Source organism: Pseudomonas sp. Y24-6 (assembly GCF_020295325.1).
GTDB classification, from domain to species: Bacteria; Pseudomonadota; Gammaproteobacteria; order Pseudomonadales; family Pseudomonadaceae; genus Aquipseudomonas; species Aquipseudomonas gregormendelii.
Genome location: NZ_JACBXG010000015.1, coordinates 123,332 through 139,955 on the forward strand (window position 1 = coordinate 123,332; position 16,624 = coordinate 139,955).

Annotated in this window: 20 protein-coding genes; 6 read left to right on the forward strand and 14 right to left on the reverse strand. The window is 59.9% G+C overall.

The features are described 5' to 3' along the window. Nucleotides 1-10 precede the first annotated feature (10 nt). From HYI44_RS24645 to soxR, 6 genes are all read right to left on the reverse strand, one after another. The gene (locus HYI44_RS24645; RefSeq protein ID WP_122841321.1) at nucleotides 11-583 is read right to left on the reverse strand and encodes a DUF6162 family protein; all 573 of its coding nucleotides are present in this window, start codon (nucleotides 581-583) and stop codon (nucleotides 11-13) included. Continuing rightward, complete coding sequence (locus HYI44_RS24650) at nucleotides 580-903, reverse strand: hypothetical protein (protein WP_122841320.1); 324 nt, start codon at nucleotides 901-903, stop codon at nucleotides 580-582. Before HYI44_RS24650 ends, HYI44_RS24645 begins: the two co-directional genes overlap by 4 nt. Further along, nucleotides 900-1,442 (reverse strand): thiamine pyrophosphate-binding protein, encoded by a 543-nt coding sequence (locus HYI44_RS24655; protein WP_225570740.1) that lies wholly within the window; start codon nucleotides 1,440-1,442, stop codon nucleotides 900-902. The genes HYI44_RS24650 and HYI44_RS24655 overlap by 4 nt, the downstream gene beginning before the upstream one ends. Beyond that, nucleotides 1,439-2,632, reverse strand: a complete 1,194-nt coding sequence (locus HYI44_RS24660; protein WP_225570741.1) for a PepSY-associated TM helix domain-containing protein — start codon at nucleotides 2,630-2,632, stop codon at nucleotides 1,439-1,441. The genes HYI44_RS24655 and HYI44_RS24660 overlap by 4 nt, the downstream gene beginning before the upstream one ends. 215 nt (nucleotides 2,633-2,847) lie before the next feature. Next, nucleotides 2,848-3,306, reverse strand: a complete 459-nt coding sequence (locus tag HYI44_RS24665) for a VOC family protein (protein WP_225570742.1) — start codon at nucleotides 3,304-3,306, stop codon at nucleotides 2,848-2,850. A 100-nt stretch (nucleotides 3,307-3,406) separates the two neighbouring features. Continuing rightward, a complete protein-coding gene (gene soxR, locus HYI44_RS24670) occupies nucleotides 3,407-3,862 on the reverse strand; it encodes a redox-sensitive transcriptional activator SoxR (RefSeq protein WP_225570743.1) in 456 nt (151 codons plus the stop codon). A 94-nt stretch (nucleotides 3,863-3,956) separates the two neighbouring features. Between soxR and HYI44_RS24675 the strand changes: the two genes are divergently transcribed. Next, entirely contained in the window at nucleotides 3,957-4,322 is a 366-nt protein-coding gene (locus HYI44_RS24675) for an antibiotic biosynthesis monooxygenase (protein ID WP_122841315.1), read from the forward strand. On the opposite strand, the gene HYI44_RS24680 is transcribed toward HYI44_RS24675, so the two are convergent. The 4 genes from HYI44_RS24680 to msuE form a co-directional block, all read right to left on the reverse strand. Further along, on the reverse strand, nucleotides 4,319-5,422 hold the full coding sequence (locus HYI44_RS24680; protein WP_122841314.1) for a sigma-54 interaction domain-containing protein: 1,104 nt from the start codon (nucleotides 5,420-5,422) through the stop codon (nucleotides 4,319-4,321). The genes HYI44_RS24675 and HYI44_RS24680 overlap by 4 nt on opposite strands. A gap of 24 nt (nucleotides 5,423-5,446) precedes the next feature. Further along, a complete protein-coding gene (locus HYI44_RS24685) occupies nucleotides 5,447-6,634 on the reverse strand; it encodes an acyl-CoA dehydrogenase family protein (RefSeq protein ID WP_122841313.1) in 1,188 nt (395 codons plus the stop codon). A 73-nt stretch (nucleotides 6,635-6,707) separates the two neighbouring features. Then, the gene (gene ssuD / locus HYI44_RS24690; RefSeq protein WP_122841312.1) at nucleotides 6,708-7,853 is read right to left on the reverse strand and encodes an FMNH2-dependent alkanesulfonate monooxygenase; all 1,146 of its coding nucleotides are present in this window, start codon (nucleotides 7,851-7,853) and stop codon (nucleotides 6,708-6,710) included. A gap of 10 nt (nucleotides 7,854-7,863) precedes the next feature. After that, entirely contained in the window at nucleotides 7,864-8,427 is a 564-nt protein-coding gene (gene msuE, locus HYI44_RS24695; RefSeq protein ID WP_122841311.1) for an FMN reductase, read from the reverse strand. 412 nt (nucleotides 8,428-8,839) lie between these two features. Between msuE and HYI44_RS24700 the strand changes: the two genes are divergently transcribed. The 4 genes from HYI44_RS24700 to HYI44_RS24715 all read left to right on the forward strand — a co-directional run bounded on the left by HYI44_RS24700 (nucleotide 8,840) and on the right by HYI44_RS24715 (nucleotide 13,058). Continuing rightward, nucleotides 8,840-9,109 carry a hypothetical protein gene (locus HYI44_RS24700; protein ID WP_122841310.1) on the forward strand — a complete coding sequence of 90 codons (270 nt, stop codon included), beginning with the start codon at nucleotides 8,840-8,842 and terminating at the stop codon, nucleotides 9,107-9,109. Between the two features lie 98 nt (nucleotides 9,110-9,207). Next, nucleotides 9,208-9,822, forward strand: a complete 615-nt coding sequence (locus HYI44_RS24705; RefSeq protein WP_122841309.1) for a LysE family translocator — start codon at nucleotides 9,208-9,210, stop codon at nucleotides 9,820-9,822. A 204-nt stretch (nucleotides 9,823-10,026) separates the two neighbouring features. Then, entirely contained in the window at nucleotides 10,027-11,184 is a 1,158-nt protein-coding gene (locus HYI44_RS24710; protein ID WP_225570744.1) for a cysteine desulfurase family protein, read from the forward strand. Between the two features lie 65 nt (nucleotides 11,185-11,249). Then, the gene (locus tag HYI44_RS24715; RefSeq protein WP_225570745.1) at nucleotides 11,250-13,058 is read left to right on the forward strand and encodes an aminopeptidase P family protein; all 1,809 of its coding nucleotides are present in this window, start codon (nucleotides 11,250-11,252) and stop codon (nucleotides 13,056-13,058) included. Nucleotides 13,059-13,095: 37 nt separating this feature from the next. On the opposite strand, the gene HYI44_RS24720 is transcribed toward HYI44_RS24715, so the two are convergent. After that, the gene (locus HYI44_RS24720; RefSeq protein WP_225570746.1) at nucleotides 13,096-13,686 is read right to left on the reverse strand and encodes a 2-hydroxychromene-2-carboxylate isomerase; all 591 of its coding nucleotides are present in this window, start codon (nucleotides 13,684-13,686) and stop codon (nucleotides 13,096-13,098) included. 34 nt (nucleotides 13,687-13,720) lie between these two features. After that, a complete protein-coding gene (locus HYI44_RS24725) occupies nucleotides 13,721-14,449 on the reverse strand; it encodes an SDR family oxidoreductase (protein WP_225570747.1) in 729 nt (242 codons plus the stop codon). Nucleotides 14,450-14,539: 90 nt separating this feature from the next. Between HYI44_RS24725 and HYI44_RS24730 the strand changes: the two genes are divergently transcribed. Next, nucleotides 14,540-15,100, forward strand: a complete 561-nt coding sequence (locus HYI44_RS24730; RefSeq protein WP_225570752.1) for a TetR/AcrR family transcriptional regulator — start codon at nucleotides 14,540-14,542, stop codon at nucleotides 15,098-15,100. 7 nt (nucleotides 15,101-15,107) lie between these two features. Here the strand turns inward: HYI44_RS24730 and HYI44_RS24735 are convergent, their stop codons facing one another. After that, nucleotides 15,108-15,389 (reverse strand): hypothetical protein, encoded by a 282-nt coding sequence (locus HYI44_RS24735; protein ID WP_045058153.1) that lies wholly within the window; start codon nucleotides 15,387-15,389, stop codon nucleotides 15,108-15,110. 179 nt (nucleotides 15,390-15,568) lie between these two features. Beyond that, nucleotides 15,569-16,456, reverse strand: a complete 888-nt coding sequence (rhtA, locus tag HYI44_RS24740) for a threonine/homoserine exporter RhtA (RefSeq protein ID WP_122841303.1) — start codon at nucleotides 16,454-16,456, stop codon at nucleotides 15,569-15,571. Between the last annotated feature and the right edge of the window lie 168 nt (nucleotides 16,457-16,624).

Genomic DNA, 16,624 nt, shown 5'->3' on the forward strand with positions numbered 1-16,624 from the left:
AGGCGAGGGGTCAGTGCCGATGCTGGCGAGTGACGCCGGCATCGAATTGCGCGACGATCTGCTGCCAGCCGGCGCTTTCGAGCGCGGAGTCGGCAAGATCGGCTGGCGCCTTGAGGGCTTTGCCGCGATGCAGCCAGATGTCCGGCTCATCGTCACCCGCGGTGAGGCGCATCAGGAAAGAGCCGGCCACGTCGGGAGACTGGCTCTGGCCGAAATAAGCCTGGTCCTGCAGCAACTCCCAGGCATGGCTGCCACGACTGACCGAGCTGGCGTCCTGGGCAAATGGCGCGAAGCCTTCGTCAGCCAGCAGCACCGGCGTTGGCAATGCCTGCTGCTCCTGGCGCAACAAGTGGATCTCGTCGAGCGTGACCCGCAGGTCGGCGTAGATGCCCTGTTCGGAAGCGCTCAGGTCGCGGCGCGCATCCAGTTGATGACTGGCTACGGTGCTGACCTCCTGGGACTCATGGCGCCAGGCCACGACCGATGCGGCCACGGCCAGGATCATCAGGCACAAGAGCAATACGTACAGCGTTTCGTGGCCGGCTCCGGCCGGGCGGACTATCTGATTTGTGGGGGTGCTCATGGGGTCTGGATGTCCGCCTGGTCTATTTCCACCACATGGCCCGGGCCCGCATCGAACAGCACATAGAACTCGGCGGCGGGTTTCTTGAAAGTCATCTTCGAATCGGCGCCGAGCTTGCCGGGCACCAGAATGGTTTCGTCGTAGCCGATCACATCCAGGGTCACACCCGGGGCACCGCTGCCATCGGAAAAGCCCCCGGTACATTCGATCTGTTCGGCGTCGACGGCCTTGCATTCGCACATCGGGTTATGGGCCAGGGCGCTGGTGCTGAATCCGGCGCAGAGCGCCAGCACCAGGTTGCGCAGATGACGCAAAGTCATGGTTTGCCTCCTTGTTTGGTCAGCCACTCGATGGTGGCGGGGGATGCCTGGCTCAGGGGCATGGAAGCCTGGTGCATGGCGCCGTCCCAGCCCTCCATGGTGATCCACAGTTCGGCATCGGCCTTGGTCTTTTCCGGGATCGGCAACATGGCGCCCATGCGGTAAGGCGTGCCAAAGAAAATCACCCCGGCGGCGCGCAGGCTGCGGGGCTTGCCGATGCGCAGGTAGGTGGCCTTGACCTGCTCGCGGCAGCTGTCGCATAGCGCGGCGTTGAAGCTCTTCATGTAGCCGGCGGGCCCATCCAGTCGCGGCGCTTCGTTGCGCAGTTCAGCCAGGCGCAGGCTCCAGGGGCCGACCTGCACTTCTCCGGCTTCGCGTTCACCCAAACCGGTATCACCCCGGAACAGCGCGGCATCGGCGAAGTACTTGGGCATGAAACCCAGCGGTACCAGCAACAGCAGGACATTGATGTGGAAGCGCCATTTGTGCCAGAAACGGCTCAGTTTCGAAGAGGGTTTATCCGCAACGAGCAGGCTCATTGGCTCACCTCCGTGGTTTCGTGGCGAGGGGCAGTTGGCACTCGGGCACGTTTGTTTTCCCGCTTCAGGGCGTTGGCCGTGGCCAGGGCGGTGCGTTTGGTCCAGATCAGCAGGCCACTGAGGACCATCATGCTCAGCAGCAAGCCGAAGAAGAACCAGATCAGCTTGATCCACAGGCCGCCAAAGTCGCCGGTGTGCAGGGGACGCATGGATTCGGTTACCAGCTCCAGCCCGGAGCGATCCGAGAGCAGGCGAGTGGAGGCGATTTCACCGGTGTAGGGGTTGATATCGGCGGTCTGGAACATCAGCGGGTACCAGCTGCGTCCGCCTACCGTCAGGTAGCTGTAGGCATTGGCGGGCATGCTGACAAAGCTGTCCTCCAACCCTGGAATACGCTCCTTGGCCTGGGTAATCGCATTCTGCAGGCTGATCATCGGCGCAGGCGAACCATCGGTACTCACCGGCACGCTCTCTCGAGGCACTACCAGGGCCACCGGGGCAGTGGAAATCCTCACCTGGTTATCGAACATGAATGCCTCGATCAGGAACCAGGTGCTGGTCACGGAAATTACCGCGATAAACCAGATCGACCAGATGCCGCTGAGCCGGTGAAAGTCGCCCCAGAAGATTCGTGCACCGTGACGAATGCGCAGGGTCGGCTTGAGGAAGCCTTTCCAGAATTTCTTGTACACCACCAGCCCGGTGATCAGGGACGCCAGCATCGGCAGACTCAGGAACGACACCAGGTACCAGCCCCAGCTGTAACCGTTGGTAAACGGCACCAGCCACCAGCCATGCAGTGCGCGGGTGAAGGCCTTGAAATTGAATTGCGGCGCCGTGCCCTGTATGACCCCGGTATAAGGATTGACGTAGACCGTCACCGAACGCCCGTCCGGGTAGCTGACCTCGACGTCGAGGGCAAAGTGCGACTCGTCGGGACGGCTGATGCTTTCGACCAGGGTGTTCGGCTCGGCCGTTTTGATCGCGGCGACGATCTGGTCGTAGTTGAGCATCGGGGCATCATCGGAAGGCTGGCTGGCGCGCATTTGCGGATTGGCCAGCCAGACGATCTCCTGGCTGACCACGGCAAGTGTGCCGGTCACGCAGACGATCAGTACAAAAAACCAGATCGGCAGCGCCAGCCAGCTGTGCACCAGAAACCAGATTTTGGAACGGGATTTCTTCGACATGATGTAAGTCTTATAGCGATGAGAGGACCTTGGCTGCAGGCTCCCCAGCGTTGGGTCGATGAAAAGTCGCTCGTGGCTTTTGCCTACGCGAGCAGACTGCATCTATATAAGACGAATGAGAATCAAAAATCCCGAACCCGCATATGCAAGAAAATGTTTCTAGCGTCGTTAATCCGCCTCCAGCGTCGAGGTAACGGTGGAGGCGGACCGGGAAGTCAGCCCTGCTGGAACATTTCCTGCGCGCGCTGCTCGATTTGCTCCTGGGTCAGATCTTCCTTGCGCGTGGCCAGAAACCACAGGTGTCCGTAGGGGTCTTTGAGCGTGCCGGACCGATCACCATAGAACTGATCCTTGACCTCGGACACGACAATGCCACCAGCAGCAATCGCCTGTTTATACGAGGCATCCACATCATTGACGTACAGATGCAATCCCACGCAAGGGGACTCATCGGGATTGCTCAATGGCCCCTGATCACAGGGGGTGCCCAACATGATCGGGCAATCGCCTATGCGCAACTCGGCGTGACCGATTCCACCATCGGGCATCGCCAGGCGCATCACTTCGACGGCACCGAAGGCTTTTTTGTAGAACTCGATGGCTTCGGCAGCTTTTTGAATACCCAGATATGGCGTAATGCTGTGATAGCCCTCTGGAATGGGTTTGACGCTCATGGCGGTTCTCCCAGGTTTTTATGCAATGAGAATGTCCCACAAATATAGTAGGAGCTGCCGAAGGCTGCGATCTTTTGACCTGCTTTACCCTTCGCAGCACTCAGTCCTCCTCCAGCAAATGCGCCCCAGGTCCACGGTCCCCCAAAACATCACCAAAATTGCGCAACGGGCAGGCCTCCATCGACAGGCATCCGCAACCAATACATCCATTCAACCGGTCGCGCAGCAACGTCAGCTGGTTGATCCGCTCATCCAGATCCCGGCTCCACTGCGCCGACAACACCTTCCAGTCGGCGGCGGTCGGTGCGCGGTTATCGGGCAGCGATTGCAGCGCCTTACCAATCTCTGCCAACGGAATGCCCAGGCGTTGTGCCACCTTGATCAACGCCACCCGGCGCAACACTTCCCGCGGGTAGCGGCGCTGGTTGCCCTGGTTGCGATTGCTCTTGATCAGGCCCTTGGTTTCATAAAAGTGCAGCGCGGTGACTGCCACGCCGCTGCGGGCGGCAACCTGGCCGACCGTGAGTTCCCGCTGCAGGGGGGGCGGGGTCATCATTTGAAAAATCCCTCTTGACCTTGACTTAACTGGAGGTTTTACCCTGCAAGCCTTCGGATCGCAATGTCCGGCATACACAGACGGGGACTTTTTCATGCAGGCGCCAGAGAAAAATCGCAGTTTTACCCAACTAATCGAGTTCGAGATCGAACCTCATCAGCAACCGGCACTGGTGTCGGCGCTATCGATGCAAACCGAACGCCTGGCTCAGGACTACGCGGGTTTCCTCAGTGCCAGTATCCAGGCCAGCGAAGATGGCCGGCGGGTGCTCAACTATCTTCAATGGCAGACGCGCGAAGCAGGGGAAGCGGCGTTCCAGCAGTTTGAAAGTGGCGAGCAGGATTTCTGGCAATTGATTCGTGCCCATCAGGCGAAGACCGTGACCTTCGGCTCGTTCCAGGTGTTGCACAGCCTGGAACGTAGTCATGACAACGCGCTGCACTGCCATCTGGTGGGCTAGATAGACAGCTGCATCAAGCGCTCACCCTGGAGGTTTTCCGCAGGCCGGCGTTTGTTCACCGCCAGTTCACCGATCTTGATCAGCCGGGTGCGCGTCACATTGCGGCTCAGCCCCAGCAGTGCGGCGGTGTGCACCTGGTTGTAATGGCTGAAGCGATAGGCTGCGCGCAGCAATGCATCCTCGACCTTTTCATGCAGCGCTCCGGCCTGTTCCTCGAAGAGTTTTTCAAATGCCCGCTCGAGCAGGGCTTCCGGGGAGTCGTCGAAGCTGCCGCCCTGGTCGTCCTGACGTTCGATGCGCATGTTCGACAGGCGCAGGTCATCGCGTTCGATGACGCCATTGCGGCAGATCAGCAAGGTGTGGTGGATGACGTTTTCCAGTTCACGAATATTGCCTGGCCAACTGTAGCTGCGCAGTTTCAGTTCAGCCTCTTTGGTGATCGTGATAGTGCCGTAGCCCAGGCGCTGGCTGTAGGCATCGACGAAGTGCCGGGTCAGCGGCAGGATGTCGCCGGGTCGATCGCGCAGCGGGCTCAGTTCCAGGCTGACCACGTCGAGGCGGTAATACAGGTCCTCGCGAAAGTGCCCCGCGTTGATGGCTTTCTCCAACTGCACGTTGGTGGCGGCGAGCACCCGTACATCGATCGGAATGCTCTTGCGCGAGCCCAGGCGCACCACTTCGCGCTCCTGCAACACGCGCAGTAACTTGACCTGGATCGCCATCGGCAGGTCGCCGATTTCATCGAGGAACAAGGTGCCGCCATTCGCCTCTTCGAACCAGCCGGCCTTGGCACTGAGTGCACCGGTAAACGCACCTTTCTCATGCCCGAACAGCTCCGCCTCGACCAGGGATTCGGAGAAGGCGCCGCAATTCACGGCGACGAAAGGGCGATTGCGCCGCGCGCTCAGGTTATGAATGTGTCGGGCTACCAGCTCCTTGCCGGTGCCGGTTTCGCCGATGATCAGCACGCTGGCCTCACTCGGCGCCACCTGCTGCAAGTGCGCAAGCAAAGCTTGGGATTTCGGGTCTTCGAACACTTGGGCGGTGGCTCGGATTGAGGTGGCCAACGCGGGCGAGGGTGGTAAGGTCAGCAGTTGCATGGGGTTCGCTCCATGAATGGCAGGCTAGGAATAGAAAGTCGGAATCGGCAGGCACTGGTTCAGCGCCCAGTCACCCAGCTCATGGAGTTTGTAATCCACCGGATCGTGCAGGGTTTGCGTGCGCAGGTTGCGCCAGTGACGGTCCAGCCTGAGCGAGGCGTGGGTTGAGCGCGCACCGGTCACCTCGAAGAGGCGGGTGCACAGGTCCAGGCCGCTGCGGGTAGCGGCGACCTTCGCGGTAGCGATGGCAATCGCCAAGTGCCCGCGTTCTTCGGCACTGAGTTTCGGGCCCTTTGCCCAGGCCTTGTCGAGCAGGTCGGCGGCACGCTCCACGAGCAATCGAACGCCTTCGAGCGCCACCCAGAATTCGCCGTAATGACCCAGTACATAAGGGTCCTGGCTGACCTCCCGGCTGTTGGATTTATGCCAGGGGCGGGTTTCGGTAAGGGTATATGCCCTAGCCTCATCGAAGGCGCCTTCGGCGATACCGAGAAACATGTGGGTAAAGGTCAGTTGGGCGATCAGTGGGCGCAGGCAGGCGAATGGCGTGCTCAACGGGCCTGGGTCGAGTAGCAGTTCCGATTCCTCCACCCGCACCCGTTCGAAGGTGGCACTGCCGCTGTCGGTCTGGCGCTGGCCCATGTTGTTCCAGTCGTTGTGCAGGGTAATGCCACTGCGACTGCTGGGGATCGCCGCGATCAACAGCTTGCCACCGGCCGTTTCATCCACCGCCGAGGCAATCAGCATTTGCGAATCGCTGGCACCGGAGCAGAAGCTTTTCTTGCCGGAGAACTCGCGCCAGCCATCCAGCTTGCGTACTACGGTGCGGGTGTCCAGGGGGTTCAAGGCATTACCCCAAAACCAGTTCTTGCGCGCGGTCTGCTCAAACCAGGGTTGCCATTGTTCGGGCCGGGCAAACAGGCGCACGGTGGCGAGCATCAGGTGATGGAAGCCGAAGACATGGGCGATCGAGCTGTCGACCTTGGCGAACTCGCGCACGATGGCCAGGGTTTCACTCCAGCGAGCGCCCAGGCCCCCGTATTCGGTGGGGATGCTCAAGGCGAGCAGGCCGCTTTCACGCAACGCATCACGTTCGGCTTTGGGCGTACCGCCGCGTTCATCGCGCTCGACAGCGGTGAGTGCAAACTGCGCGGCCAGTTGCCGGGCGGTCTGCAGCGGGGATATCAAGGCGCTTTGTGGCTTGGCAGTCACGGGGGTTCCTCAGGAAATTCGATGCACATCCCCCAGTGGTAGCGAGCAGACTCACTCCCACTGGGAGCACCCTTTAAGCCGTGGCTTTGCCGGGTAGCACATCGTTGGCAATCATTTCGCCAAACGGTCCGGTAAGGTTGGTCACGCCGCGCCCGGCCAGGCTGGCGTAGGGCTCGGGCAGCAGCGGGAACACCAGTTCGGCAAAGCGGTAGGCTTCTTCGAGGTGCGGGTAGCCGGAGAAAATGAAGCTCTCGATGCCCAGGTCTGCGTACTCTTTAATCCGCGCGGCAACCTGCTGCGGATCCCCCACCAGTGCAGTACCGGCACCGCCACGTACCAGGCCGACACCGGCCCACAAGTTGGGTGAAATCTCCAGGTTGTCGCGACGCCCGTCATGCAACGCGGCCATGCGTCGCTGGCCTTCCGAATCAAAGCGCGAGAAGGATTTCTGTGCCGCCTGGATGGTTTCATCGCTGATGTGCTCGATCAGTTTGTCGGCGGCTTTCCAGGCCTCCTCAGCCGTCTCGCGCACGATGACATGCAAGCGAATTCCAAATTTGACCGTGCGCCCTTGGCGCGCAGCGCGCTCACGCACATCGGCGAGTTTTTGCGCCACGGCGGCGGGCGGTTCGCCCCAGGTCAGGTAGACGTCGACCTGTTCGGCCGCGAGATCGTGGGCAGCCTGCGAAGAACCACCGAAGTACAGCGGTGGATAGGGTTTCTGCACCGGTGGATACAGCGCCTTGGCATTCTGGACCCGCAGGTGTTTGCCTTCGAAATCAACCGATTCGCCTTGCAGCACACGGCGCCAGATTTTCAGGAACTCGTCGGTCACCTCGTAGCGTTCGCTGTGATCAAGGAAACTGCCGTCGCCGCGGTTTTCATCCGGGTCGCCACCGGTGACCACGTTGATCAGCAAGCGTCCGCCGGACAGGCGATCCAGGGTGGCAGCCATGCGTGCCGATACGGTCGGCGAGATGATGCCCGGCCGGATGGCGACCAGGTAACGCAGACGTTCGGTCAGCGGCACCAGTGCCGAGGCAATCACCCACGAATCTTCGCAGGAGCGCCCGGTGGGAATCAGCACGCCGTGGTAGCCAAGGCTGTCAGCGGCCTGGGCGACTTGCTTCAGATAGTTGAGGGTCACCGGGCGAGCGCCCTGGGTGGTGCCCAGGTAGTGGCCGTCGCCGTGGGTGGGCAGGAACCAGAAAACATCCATGAAGAGATCCTTAAGCGATTTTCAGCAGATTTTTGGGGTGCGCGCCGAACAGCGGTGCGGCGCGTTCTGCAGCAAGACGAATGCGGGCCTTCAAGGGCTCACTGGTTATTTGGTAGTTGGAGAAATCGGCTTCGGTGGCGTAGACGCCAATCGGCAACGTTAGGGCCTGGAAGAAACTGAACAGCGGGCGCAGTTGATGATCGAGTACCAGGGCGTGCCGTTCGCTGCCGCCGGTGGCAGCCAGCAGCACCGGCGTATCGATCAGCGCATTGAGGTCAATCAGGTCGAACAGGTGCTTGAGCAGGCCTGGATAGGAGCCGCGAAACACCGGTGCGGCAACGATCAACAGATCGGCGTTCTCGATCGCCTGCAACTCGGCTTCGACCTGCGGTCCCAGTTCCTGGCGGGACAGCGCCGAACCCAAGGGCCGGGCAATGTCGCCCAGTTCGATCACTTTGCTTTCGATCACCAAGTGTTCGGACAACTCGGCCAACAGCGCTTGAGTCAGTGCCAGGGTACGGGATGGACGCCAGGTACCACCGGAGACGGCAACGACTTTCAATGGGCGCGACATGATCAGTTCCTTTTAAACAGTTGCTCGGGGAGCAGTGAGTAGTCACTGGGTTGAGCAAGAGCTATACCAACCCCTGAAAGCCTTGTTTCATGGGGGCTGCGCCCCGCCTGGCGCTTACCACTGTCGCTTCCGGGTGCTGTTTGTTGATTCGCTGTTGCCGGGCCAACAGTTGCAGGAGCAACAGTGATGCCGACGCGATGGGGTTGTTATAACGGCTCGTTGTTATTCCTCAAAAGAACATTAAAAGATATTTATAGATCTATATAGAATATTGGCGGTCTGCCTCCAAGGTGTTTGCGGTAGTGAGGCTGAAAGCTTGATACCCACTATCGAGAGCGTTGATTTCTGCCCGGCGAGGGGCGCGAGTAGCCTGTGTTCATTGCCCCGAACCCAGATGCCAGGACGCCACGCCATGAAATCTCCCATCGCCGTTTTGCTGTTGCTCGCTGCCTCCGTACTCGCTGGATGTGCGGGCCACGTTTCCCCGGAGTTACGCCCATACACTCCGCAAGAAAGCCGCCAATTGGCCCTGGAAGATCTGAATCGTCGCAGCCTGTCGTTTGACGAGTACCACGCGAAAAAAGCTGCATTGCTTGGCCAGCCGCAGAAAGCCTTCAGCTTCGACAAACAGGGCGAAATGAACGCCGAACGTGCTGTCCAGCTGCACGGCCGCCCAAGCTGAACGACTGTACCGCTCGAAGTTTTACCTAACTGTCCATGGGCTTCAGGCAACCCTTGCGATAGGGTCGATACCTGACCGACCCTGACGGACTGCCACCGATGACGCTCTCTCTCGATCTGCTGCTGGGCTTTGCGCTGTTTGCACTGGTCACCTCGATTACCCCTGGTCCGAACAACACCATGTTGCTGGCATCTGGGGTGAATTTCGGCTTTAACCGCACCATCCCGCATATGCTGGGCATTACCTGCGGCTTCTTCGTATTGGTGGTGGCGGTGGGTTTCGGCCTGGGCGCGGTGTTTCAAACCTATCCATTGCTTTACACCGTGTTGCGTTATGCAGGCGCCGCCTATCTGTTGTATCTGGCGTGGAAGATCGCCCACTCCGGACCGGTGTCCGACAGCGAGGACGGCAAGGGCAAGCCGATCAGCTACCTGGGTGCGGCGGCCTTTCAGTGGGTGAACCCCAAGGCCTGGATCATGGCCATTGGCGCCATCAGTACCTACACACCGATGCAGGGCTACTTCATCAATGTGATCGTGATTGCTGCCGTCTTTGCCGTGATCAATCTGCCCAGCGTCGGCGTCTGGGCGGCCTGCGGTACGCTGCTGCGCAATGTGTTGAAGGATCACCGCTGGTTGCGCGTGTTCAACTGGGGCATGGCCGCGCTGCTGGTGATATCGCTTTATCCGCTGCTGCTGGAGAGCATCGGCTGATGCATTGCTTCAACCGGTTGGCCGATGCCTGTTAAGCTCGACTTCAGGAGCGTTCCTACGCACTTTTAAATGAAGTTGTTCTTCTTTAACGGCCTCTGATCGGGTATTTCTAACGTTCTGGGATGTCGGCGTAGCTCACGAGGCTGCGCTTTGCCGTTCCAGCAACGAGATTCCTGATCCCGGAACCTGCTCTGCGAGTCTTATATGAATAAACGCCCGTTGTATTTCGACTACGCCGCCACCACTCCGGTGGATGAGCGGGTCATCAAGGTCATGGTCGAGTGCCTGGGTTTCACCGGCAACTTCGGTAACCCCGCGTCCAGCTCCCATGCGTTCGGGCAACAGGCTCGGCAAACCGTAGAACATGCCCGCCGGCAGGTCGCCAATCTGGTGGGTGCCGAGGCCGATCAGATCGTCTGGACTTCCGGCGCCACCGAATCGAATAACCTCGCGCTCAAGGGCGTGGCCCAGGCGCGAGGCGTCGCTGGCGGCCATGTCATTACCAGTCAGATCGAGCACAAGGCGATACTCGACACGGCCAGGCAATTGCAGGATGCCGGGGTCGCGGTCACTTACCTGGTGCCTGATGCCGATGGCCTGATTACCGCGCAGGCGGTCAGCGAAGCCATGCGTGAAGACACCTTCCTGGTCTCGCTGATGCTGGTCAATAACGAACTGGGTACGGTCAACGATATCGCCGCCATTGGCGACATCGTGCGTGCGCGTGATGCCTTGTTTCACGTCGACGCGGCGCAGGGCGCCGGCAAGGTCGTCATCGACCTGGCGCAATTGCCGGTGGACTTGATGTCGTTTTCCGCCCACAAAATCTATGGCCCTAAAGGTATCGGTGCGTTGTACGTGGGTCCCCGTGCGCAACAACGCCTGTACGCACAGATTCACGGTGGCGGGCACGAGGGCGGCTTGCGCTCGGGTACGTTGGCTACCCATCAGATTGCGGCCATGGGTGTGGCATTCGAGTTGGCGGCGCAGCTGTTCGAGGATGAAAAAGTCATCGTTGCCGGTCTGCGCGAACGCCTGCTCGAACAACTTTCAAGCATTCCCGGCGTTCGTCTCAACGGTAGCCCGTCGCAACGCATTCCCCACACCCTGAGCCTGACGTTTGCCGAGGGTGAGTTCAATTCCGCGGCGTTGAGCCATTCGATCGCTTTTTCCGCGACGTCGGCCTGCAATTCCGCGAGCAACGCCCCCTCTCACGTGTTGCTCGCCCTGGGGCATGACACCCACTCGGCAAGTCGCACCATCCGCTTGAGTCTTGGACGGTTCACCACCGCGCAGGACATTGACCAGGCGGCAGACCTGATAAAAGCGGCCTGCACCAGTGCTCCGGCATTCTGGCAATAGGTCTTAAAGCGCCCATGCACCTCAGCGCTTCAACAATAATGAATACGTGATTAGCAGGAGACATGATGAGTACGCAGCCTTCGATCAATGGGTCAGTGCCCCAGCGCCTGGCGCAAACCCGCGAGCTGATGAGCCGGGAGGGCATTCATGCGCTGCTGGTGCCGTCAGCAGACCCGCATTTGTCGGAATACCTGCCGGGTTACTGGCAAGGGCGTCAGTGGCTATCGGGCTTTCATGGTTCCGTCGGCACGCTGATCGTCACACCGGACTTCGCTGGAGTCTGGGCCGACAGCCGTTATTGGGAGCAGGCGACCAGGGAGCTTGAGGGCAGTGGCATCGAACTGGTCAAGCTGCAACCGGGCCAGCCTGGGCCACTGGACTGGCTTGCTGAGCAAACCCCCGAAGGTGGTGTGGTGGCAGTGGACGGTGCGGTGATGGCAGTGGCCTCGGCGCGCACCCTGGGTGGCAAGCTCGAGGAGCGCGGTGCTCGCTTGCGCACGGACATCGACTTGTTAAGCGAAGTCTGGAGCGATCGCCCGACCTTGCCCAACGAGCCGATCTATCAGCACCTGCCACCCCAGGCGACCGTCAGCCGCACCGAAAAACTCGGCAAGCTGCGCGAGGTAATGAAGGCGCGTGGAGCTGACTGGCATTTCATCGCCACTCTCGATGACATTGCCTGGTTGTTCAACCTGCGTGGCGGCGACGTGTCGTTCAATCCGGTGTTTGTTTCCTTCGCCTTGATCGGGCAGGACCAGGCTACCTTGTTCGTGGCCATGAGCAAGGTCAGCGCCGACTTGCGCGCCACCCTTGAACAGGACGGCGTAACGCTGCGTGATTACAGCGAAGTGGCTGACGCTTTGCGCGCGTTACCGGCCGGCGCGAGCCTGCAAATCGATCCGGCACGGGTCACCGCCGGGTTGCTGGACAATTTGGATAGCGGCGTGAAACTGGTCGAGGGCCTGAACCCGACCACCCTGGCCAAATCGCAGAAAAGCCTGGCGGACGCCGAGCATATCCGCCTGGCCATGGAGCAGGACGGTGCGGCGCTGTGCGAGTTCTTCGCCTGGCTGGAGTCGGCATGGGGTCGTGAGCGTATCACCGAACTGACCATCGACGAACACCTGACGGCAGCACGCATGCGTCGTCCGGGTTATGTGTCGCTGAGTTTCAACACCATCGCCGCCTTCAACGCCAACGGTGCGATGCCGCACTACCACGCCACCGAAGAAGCGCACGCGGTGATAGAGGGCGATGGCCTGTTGTTGATCGACTCCGGTGGCCAGTATCTGGGCGGCACCACCGATATTACGCGGATGGTTCCGGTCGGTACCCCGACCGAGGAGCAGAAGCGTGATTGCACACGAGTGCTCAAGGGCGTCATCGCCTTGTCCCGGGCACAGTTTCCCAAAGGTATTCTTTCACCGCTACTGGACGCCATTGCGCGCGCGCCGATCTGGGCCGAAAGCGTCGATTATGGTCACGGTACGGGTCACGGCGTAGGGTATTTCCTGAACGTGCATGAAGGTCCGCAGGTGATTGCCTACCAAGCCGCTGCCGCACCGCAAACCGCCATGCAGCCGGGCATGATTACCTCCATCGAACCGGGTACCTACCGTCCTGGCCGCTGGGGTGTTCGAATCGAAAACCTGGTACTGAATCGCGAAGCGGGCAACAGCGAGTTTGGTGAATTCCTCAAATTCGAAACGCTTACGCTGTGCCCAATCGATACCCGCTGCCTGGTGCCAGCGCTGCTGACAGAGGACGAAAAACAGTGGTTCAACGCGTATCACGCCCAAGTGCGTGAGCGCCTCGCTCCGCTGCTCGATGGCGCTGCGCTTGAGTGGTTGAACACACGCACAGCTGCTATCTGATTATCGCAAGATCAGGCGCCGATGGCGGCGCCTGTATTCAGCTCAGGGCTTCAACCACGAAGTCCAGTCGGTCCTGGCCGAAGAACAGCTGATCACCCACGAACATGCTCGGTGCACCAAACACCCCTCGTTGCACCGCTCGCTCAGTGTTGTCCTTGAGCGCAGTCTTCACTTGCTCGTCTGCGGTCAGTGCCAGCGTTTCAGCTGGATCAAATCCGTGTTCCGTCAGCACTGCAGCAACCGTTTGCGGATCATGCATGTTGCGACCCTCAACCCACAGCGCCCGGAACAGGCAGTCGATGAATACCTCGAGCCGCTCGGGATGGCGTAGCTGCATGCCGGTCACCGCGCGCATCAACGTCAGGGTATTGATGGGAAAGTGCGGGTTGAATTTGAGTGGCACGCCGTAGCGTTTCGCATATCGAGCCAGGTCCTGGAACATGTACCGGCCCTTGGCGGCAATGGTTACTGGCGAAGCGTTGCCCGTCGCCTTGAATACACCCCCCAGCAGCATCGGAACGTAGATCAGCTGGCTGTCGGTCTGCTGGCAGATCCGCGGCAGTTGCGTAGAGGCCAGGTAGGTGGCCGGACTGCCAAGGTCGAAAAAGAACTCCACGGTTTTAGTCATGATCGAAGTGCTCTGCTTAATTGTAAGGAAGGGCTTACCAGCGTTCGTTCCAGGGACGTAGATCGAGCTCGAAGGTCCAGGCATCACGGGGCTGACTGTGCAGGTGCCAGTAATTGTCGGCAATGTGCTCGGGGTTGAGGATGCCGTCCTGGTCTTTGGTGGCGTATTTCTCGGGGAAGTTATCGCGGATGAAATCGGTATCGATTGCGCCGTCGACCACCACGTGGGCCACGTGAATATTCATCGGCCCCAGTTCCCGGGCCATGCTCTGGGCCAAGGCGCGGATCCCGTGTTTGGCCCCGGCAAAAGCTGCAAAGCCTGCTGCACCGCGCAGCCCGGCGGTCGCGCCGGTGAACAGAATCGTTCCGCGCTGCCGTTGGGCCATGCGCTTGGCCACTTCGCGCCCGTTGAGAAAACCTGAGAAACAGGCCATCTCCCAGATCTTGAAGTATTTGCGCGCGGTCTCTTCAAGGATGCTGCACGGGACGTTGGCGCCGATATTGAAAACGAAGGCTTCGATGGGGCCGATCTGGCTTTCAATCTGCTCGATCAGCGCCACGACCTCGTCTTCCTTGCGCGCATCGCAGGAAAAACCATGGGCCTCTGCACCAAGAGCCTTGATGGCATCGACCAGAGGCTGGAGTTTATCGGCGCTGCGTCGGGTGACACAGGCGATGAAGCCTTCCTGCGCAAAGCGTTTGGCAATTGCGCCACCTGTAGCATCACCGGCGCCAACAACGAGTACGACCTTCTTGTTATTCATGGCAAACCCTTTAGTAAACGATCGTTAACTAAACGAACGTTATGCTACGATCCGACTAGCGTCAAGGTGATTACTTCTGAGGGCAAGGCGATGCGTTATTCGGCCAACCACAAGCTGGAAACCAGAGAAAGGCTCTTGCAGAGCAGCGCCGTATCGGCGAAGCAGTCCGGGTTCTCTACCGTGGGGGTGGATGGCCTGATGAAGGCGATCGGTTTGAGCGGAGGAGCTTTTTATAGCCACTTCTCGTCCAAGGATGAACTGTTTGCTGCGATTGTGGAGCGCGAGCTGGGGCAAAGCCTGTGCCGGCTGGAAGGGGATCAGGACTTGCAGAAGCTGGATCGCTGCCTGCGGCAATACCTCAGCATGGCGCATGTCGAGAGTGCGCAGAACGGTTGTGCCTTGCCCGCCCTGGGCGCCGAGATTGCCCGTTCGGACGATGCGGTTCGTCAGCTGGCGCAAGACTGGATCTGTCGGCTTCAACAAAACTGGGCGCAGACACTGGGCAGCGAAAGCCTCGCCTGGGCCATCCTGTCGCAGTGCGTTGGCGCGCTGGTAGTGGCGCGGATGTTGGCGACACCGGACGTCCAGCGCACGGTGCTGAAGTCCAGCTACGACGAAATCCGCAAGCAAATAGCAGAGTCGCGAACCTGACGTGCGCTTACTTGCAGATGACGATCATGCTGCGGCTGGTGTAGCCGGCTGGATTGAGGCCGAACGGGTAATCGCCTGGCTCTTCTACTGAGTCCCCCGACTTGGCAATGACCTTGTAACCTTTGGGTGCACACGAGTCGACCGCCTTGGTGTAGCACTTGTCCCAAGAGGACGACAGACCGGAACAGTTGATGTGCAGCCCTTTCTTGCCGTGCTTGACCTGGGTTTTGGAGGTTGCCGCACAACCCGCAATTGCGAGTACCGCGATCAGTATCAAAATTCGTTTCATTACTATCCCTATAGCGTCCCCGGGTCTGATGCCCGGGTCTGACTGCATTCGCTTTCGTTTGAAGCGTTTTGATATCCAGATCTTGAATATTCCTGCCTGGCGCCGGGTCGTCGGGCCGGGCAGGGCGTTAAACATGGCCTAATTGGCCGTCAAATACCAGACCCTCGTAAAATCCTTCATCAATCTACCGCGACCGCAGGCTTGGCATTGCTGCCCATGGTCAGGGTCGCGCCGACGGATGCCAGGATAATGCACATGATGGCCATCCACTGTGACAACGAAAGGTATTCCTGCAGAAACAGTAAGCCAGACAGTGCGCCGAAAGCGGGTTCGATACTCATCAGCGTACCGAAGGTGCGGGCAGGCATGCGCGTGAGGGCGACCATTTCCAGCGTATAGGGCAGGGCAGTGGACAGGATGGCAACGCCGATGGCCACGGGAATCAGCGAGGGGGTAAGCAAGGCCGCGCCTGCATGCACGATCCCGATGGGTGCGACGAACAGCGCTGCGATCATTACGCCTAACGCGGCTGTCTGGACGCCGTTGTCTGCGCCGGCTTTCTGCCCGAAAAGAATGTACAGCGCCCAGCACACGCCGGCACCGAGTGCATAACCGGCGCCTACGAGATCGATCCCGGTGCTGGTGGCCCCGGTAGGAATCAGCAGGAGCAGGCCAACCGCGGCTAAAGCAATCCACAGGAAGTCGATGGCTCGGCGCGAGGCATAGATCGCGACGGCCAGGGGGCCAGTGAACTCAAGGGCGACCGCGATCCCCAGGGGAACCGTTTGCAGGGACATATAGAAGAGGAAGTTCATGCCGCCCAGCGCCATGCCGTAGACGATGACAGTGCGCAGGGACTTGGCGGTGAGCTTGGCGCGCCAGGGCCGCAGTATCAGCAGCATGATTACGCTGGCGAAGATCAGGCGCAGGGTCGTGGTCCCTTGAGCGCCTATTAATGGGAACATGCTTTTGGCCAGCGATGCGCCAGACTGGATCGATGCCATGGCTATTAATAGCAGGCCAACCGAGAACAGGGTCGAGGAGAGAGTGCGGGGCTGGTTGTTCATTTCGCGGCATCGTCCAAGGCAGGAAGCGAGAGTAATTCCATATCTGGGCAATATACTGCGCATTCGGTGGTGTTACGTCTATCTCTATGCAGCAAATTCGATGCTCTGATAGAAAAGCGTAATCAGTGCTTGACGGCAGATCTCAGGTGTCTATAATTCGCCCCACTT

Bases quoted from the DNA above. Each gene is read 5' to 3' on its own strand.
- HYI44_RS24705 (WP_122841309.1), top strand. From the start codon at position 9,208: ATGACGCTCTCTCTCGATCTGCTGCTGGGCTTTGCGCTGTTTGCACTG.
- HYI44_RS24645 (WP_122841321.1), bottom strand. From the start codon at position 583: ATGAGCACCCCCACAAATCAGATAGTCCGCCCGGCCGGAGCCGGCCAC.
- HYI44_RS24665 (WP_225570742.1), bottom strand. From the start codon at position 3,306: ATGAGCGTCAAACCCATTCCAGAGGGCTATCACAGCATTACGCCATAT.
- HYI44_RS24660 (WP_225570741.1), bottom strand. From the start codon at position 2,632: ATGTCGAAGAAATCCCGTTCCAAAATCTGGTTTCTGGTGCACAGCTGG.
- soxR (WP_225570743.1), bottom strand. From the start codon at position 3,862: ATGATGACCCCGCCCCCCCTGCAGCGGGAACTCACGGTCGGCCAGGTT.
- HYI44_RS24710 (WP_225570744.1), top strand. From the start codon at position 10,027: ATGAATAAACGCCCGTTGTATTTCGACTACGCCGCCACCACTCCGGTG.
- HYI44_RS24700 (WP_122841310.1), top strand. From the start codon at position 8,840: ATGAAATCTCCCATCGCCGTTTTGCTGTTGCTCGCTGCCTCCGTACTC.
- HYI44_RS24735 (WP_045058153.1), bottom strand. From the start codon at position 15,389: ATGAAACGAATTTTGATACTGATCGCGGTACTCGCAATTGCGGGTTGT.
- ssuD (WP_122841312.1), bottom strand. From the start codon at position 7,853: ATGGATGTTTTCTGGTTCCTGCCCACCCACGGCGACGGCCACTACCTG.
- HYI44_RS24680 (WP_122841314.1), bottom strand. From the start codon at position 5,422: ATGCAACTGCTGACCTTACCACCCTCGCCCGCGTTGGCCACCTCAATC.
- HYI44_RS24675 (WP_122841315.1), top strand. From the start codon at position 3,957: ATGCAGGCGCCAGAGAAAAATCGCAGTTTTACCCAACTAATCGAGTTC.
- rhtA (WP_122841303.1), bottom strand. From the start codon at position 16,456: ATGAACAACCAGCCCCGCACTCTCTCCTCGACCCTGTTCTCGGTTGGC.
- HYI44_RS24730 (WP_225570752.1), top strand. From the start codon at position 14,540: ATGCGTTATTCGGCCAACCACAAGCTGGAAACCAGAGAAAGGCTCTTG.
- HYI44_RS24650 (WP_122841320.1), bottom strand. From the start codon at position 903: ATGACTTTGCGTCATCTGCGCAACCTGGTGCTGGCGCTCTGCGCCGGA.
- msuE (WP_122841311.1), bottom strand. From the start codon at position 8,427: ATGTCGCGCCCATTGAAAGTCGTTGCCGTCTCCGGTGGTACCTGGCGT.
- HYI44_RS24725 (WP_225570747.1), bottom strand. From the start codon at position 14,449: ATGAATAACAAGAAGGTCGTACTCGTTGTTGGCGCCGGTGATGCTACA.
- HYI44_RS24655 (WP_225570740.1), bottom strand. From the start codon at position 1,442: ATGAGCCTGCTCGTTGCGGATAAACCCTCTTCGAAACTGAGCCGTTTC.
- HYI44_RS24715 (WP_225570745.1), top strand. From the start codon at position 11,250: ATGAGTACGCAGCCTTCGATCAATGGGTCAGTGCCCCAGCGCCTGGCG.
- HYI44_RS24720 (WP_225570746.1), bottom strand. From the start codon at position 13,686: ATGACTAAAACCGTGGAGTTCTTTTTCGACCTTGGCAGTCCGGCCACC.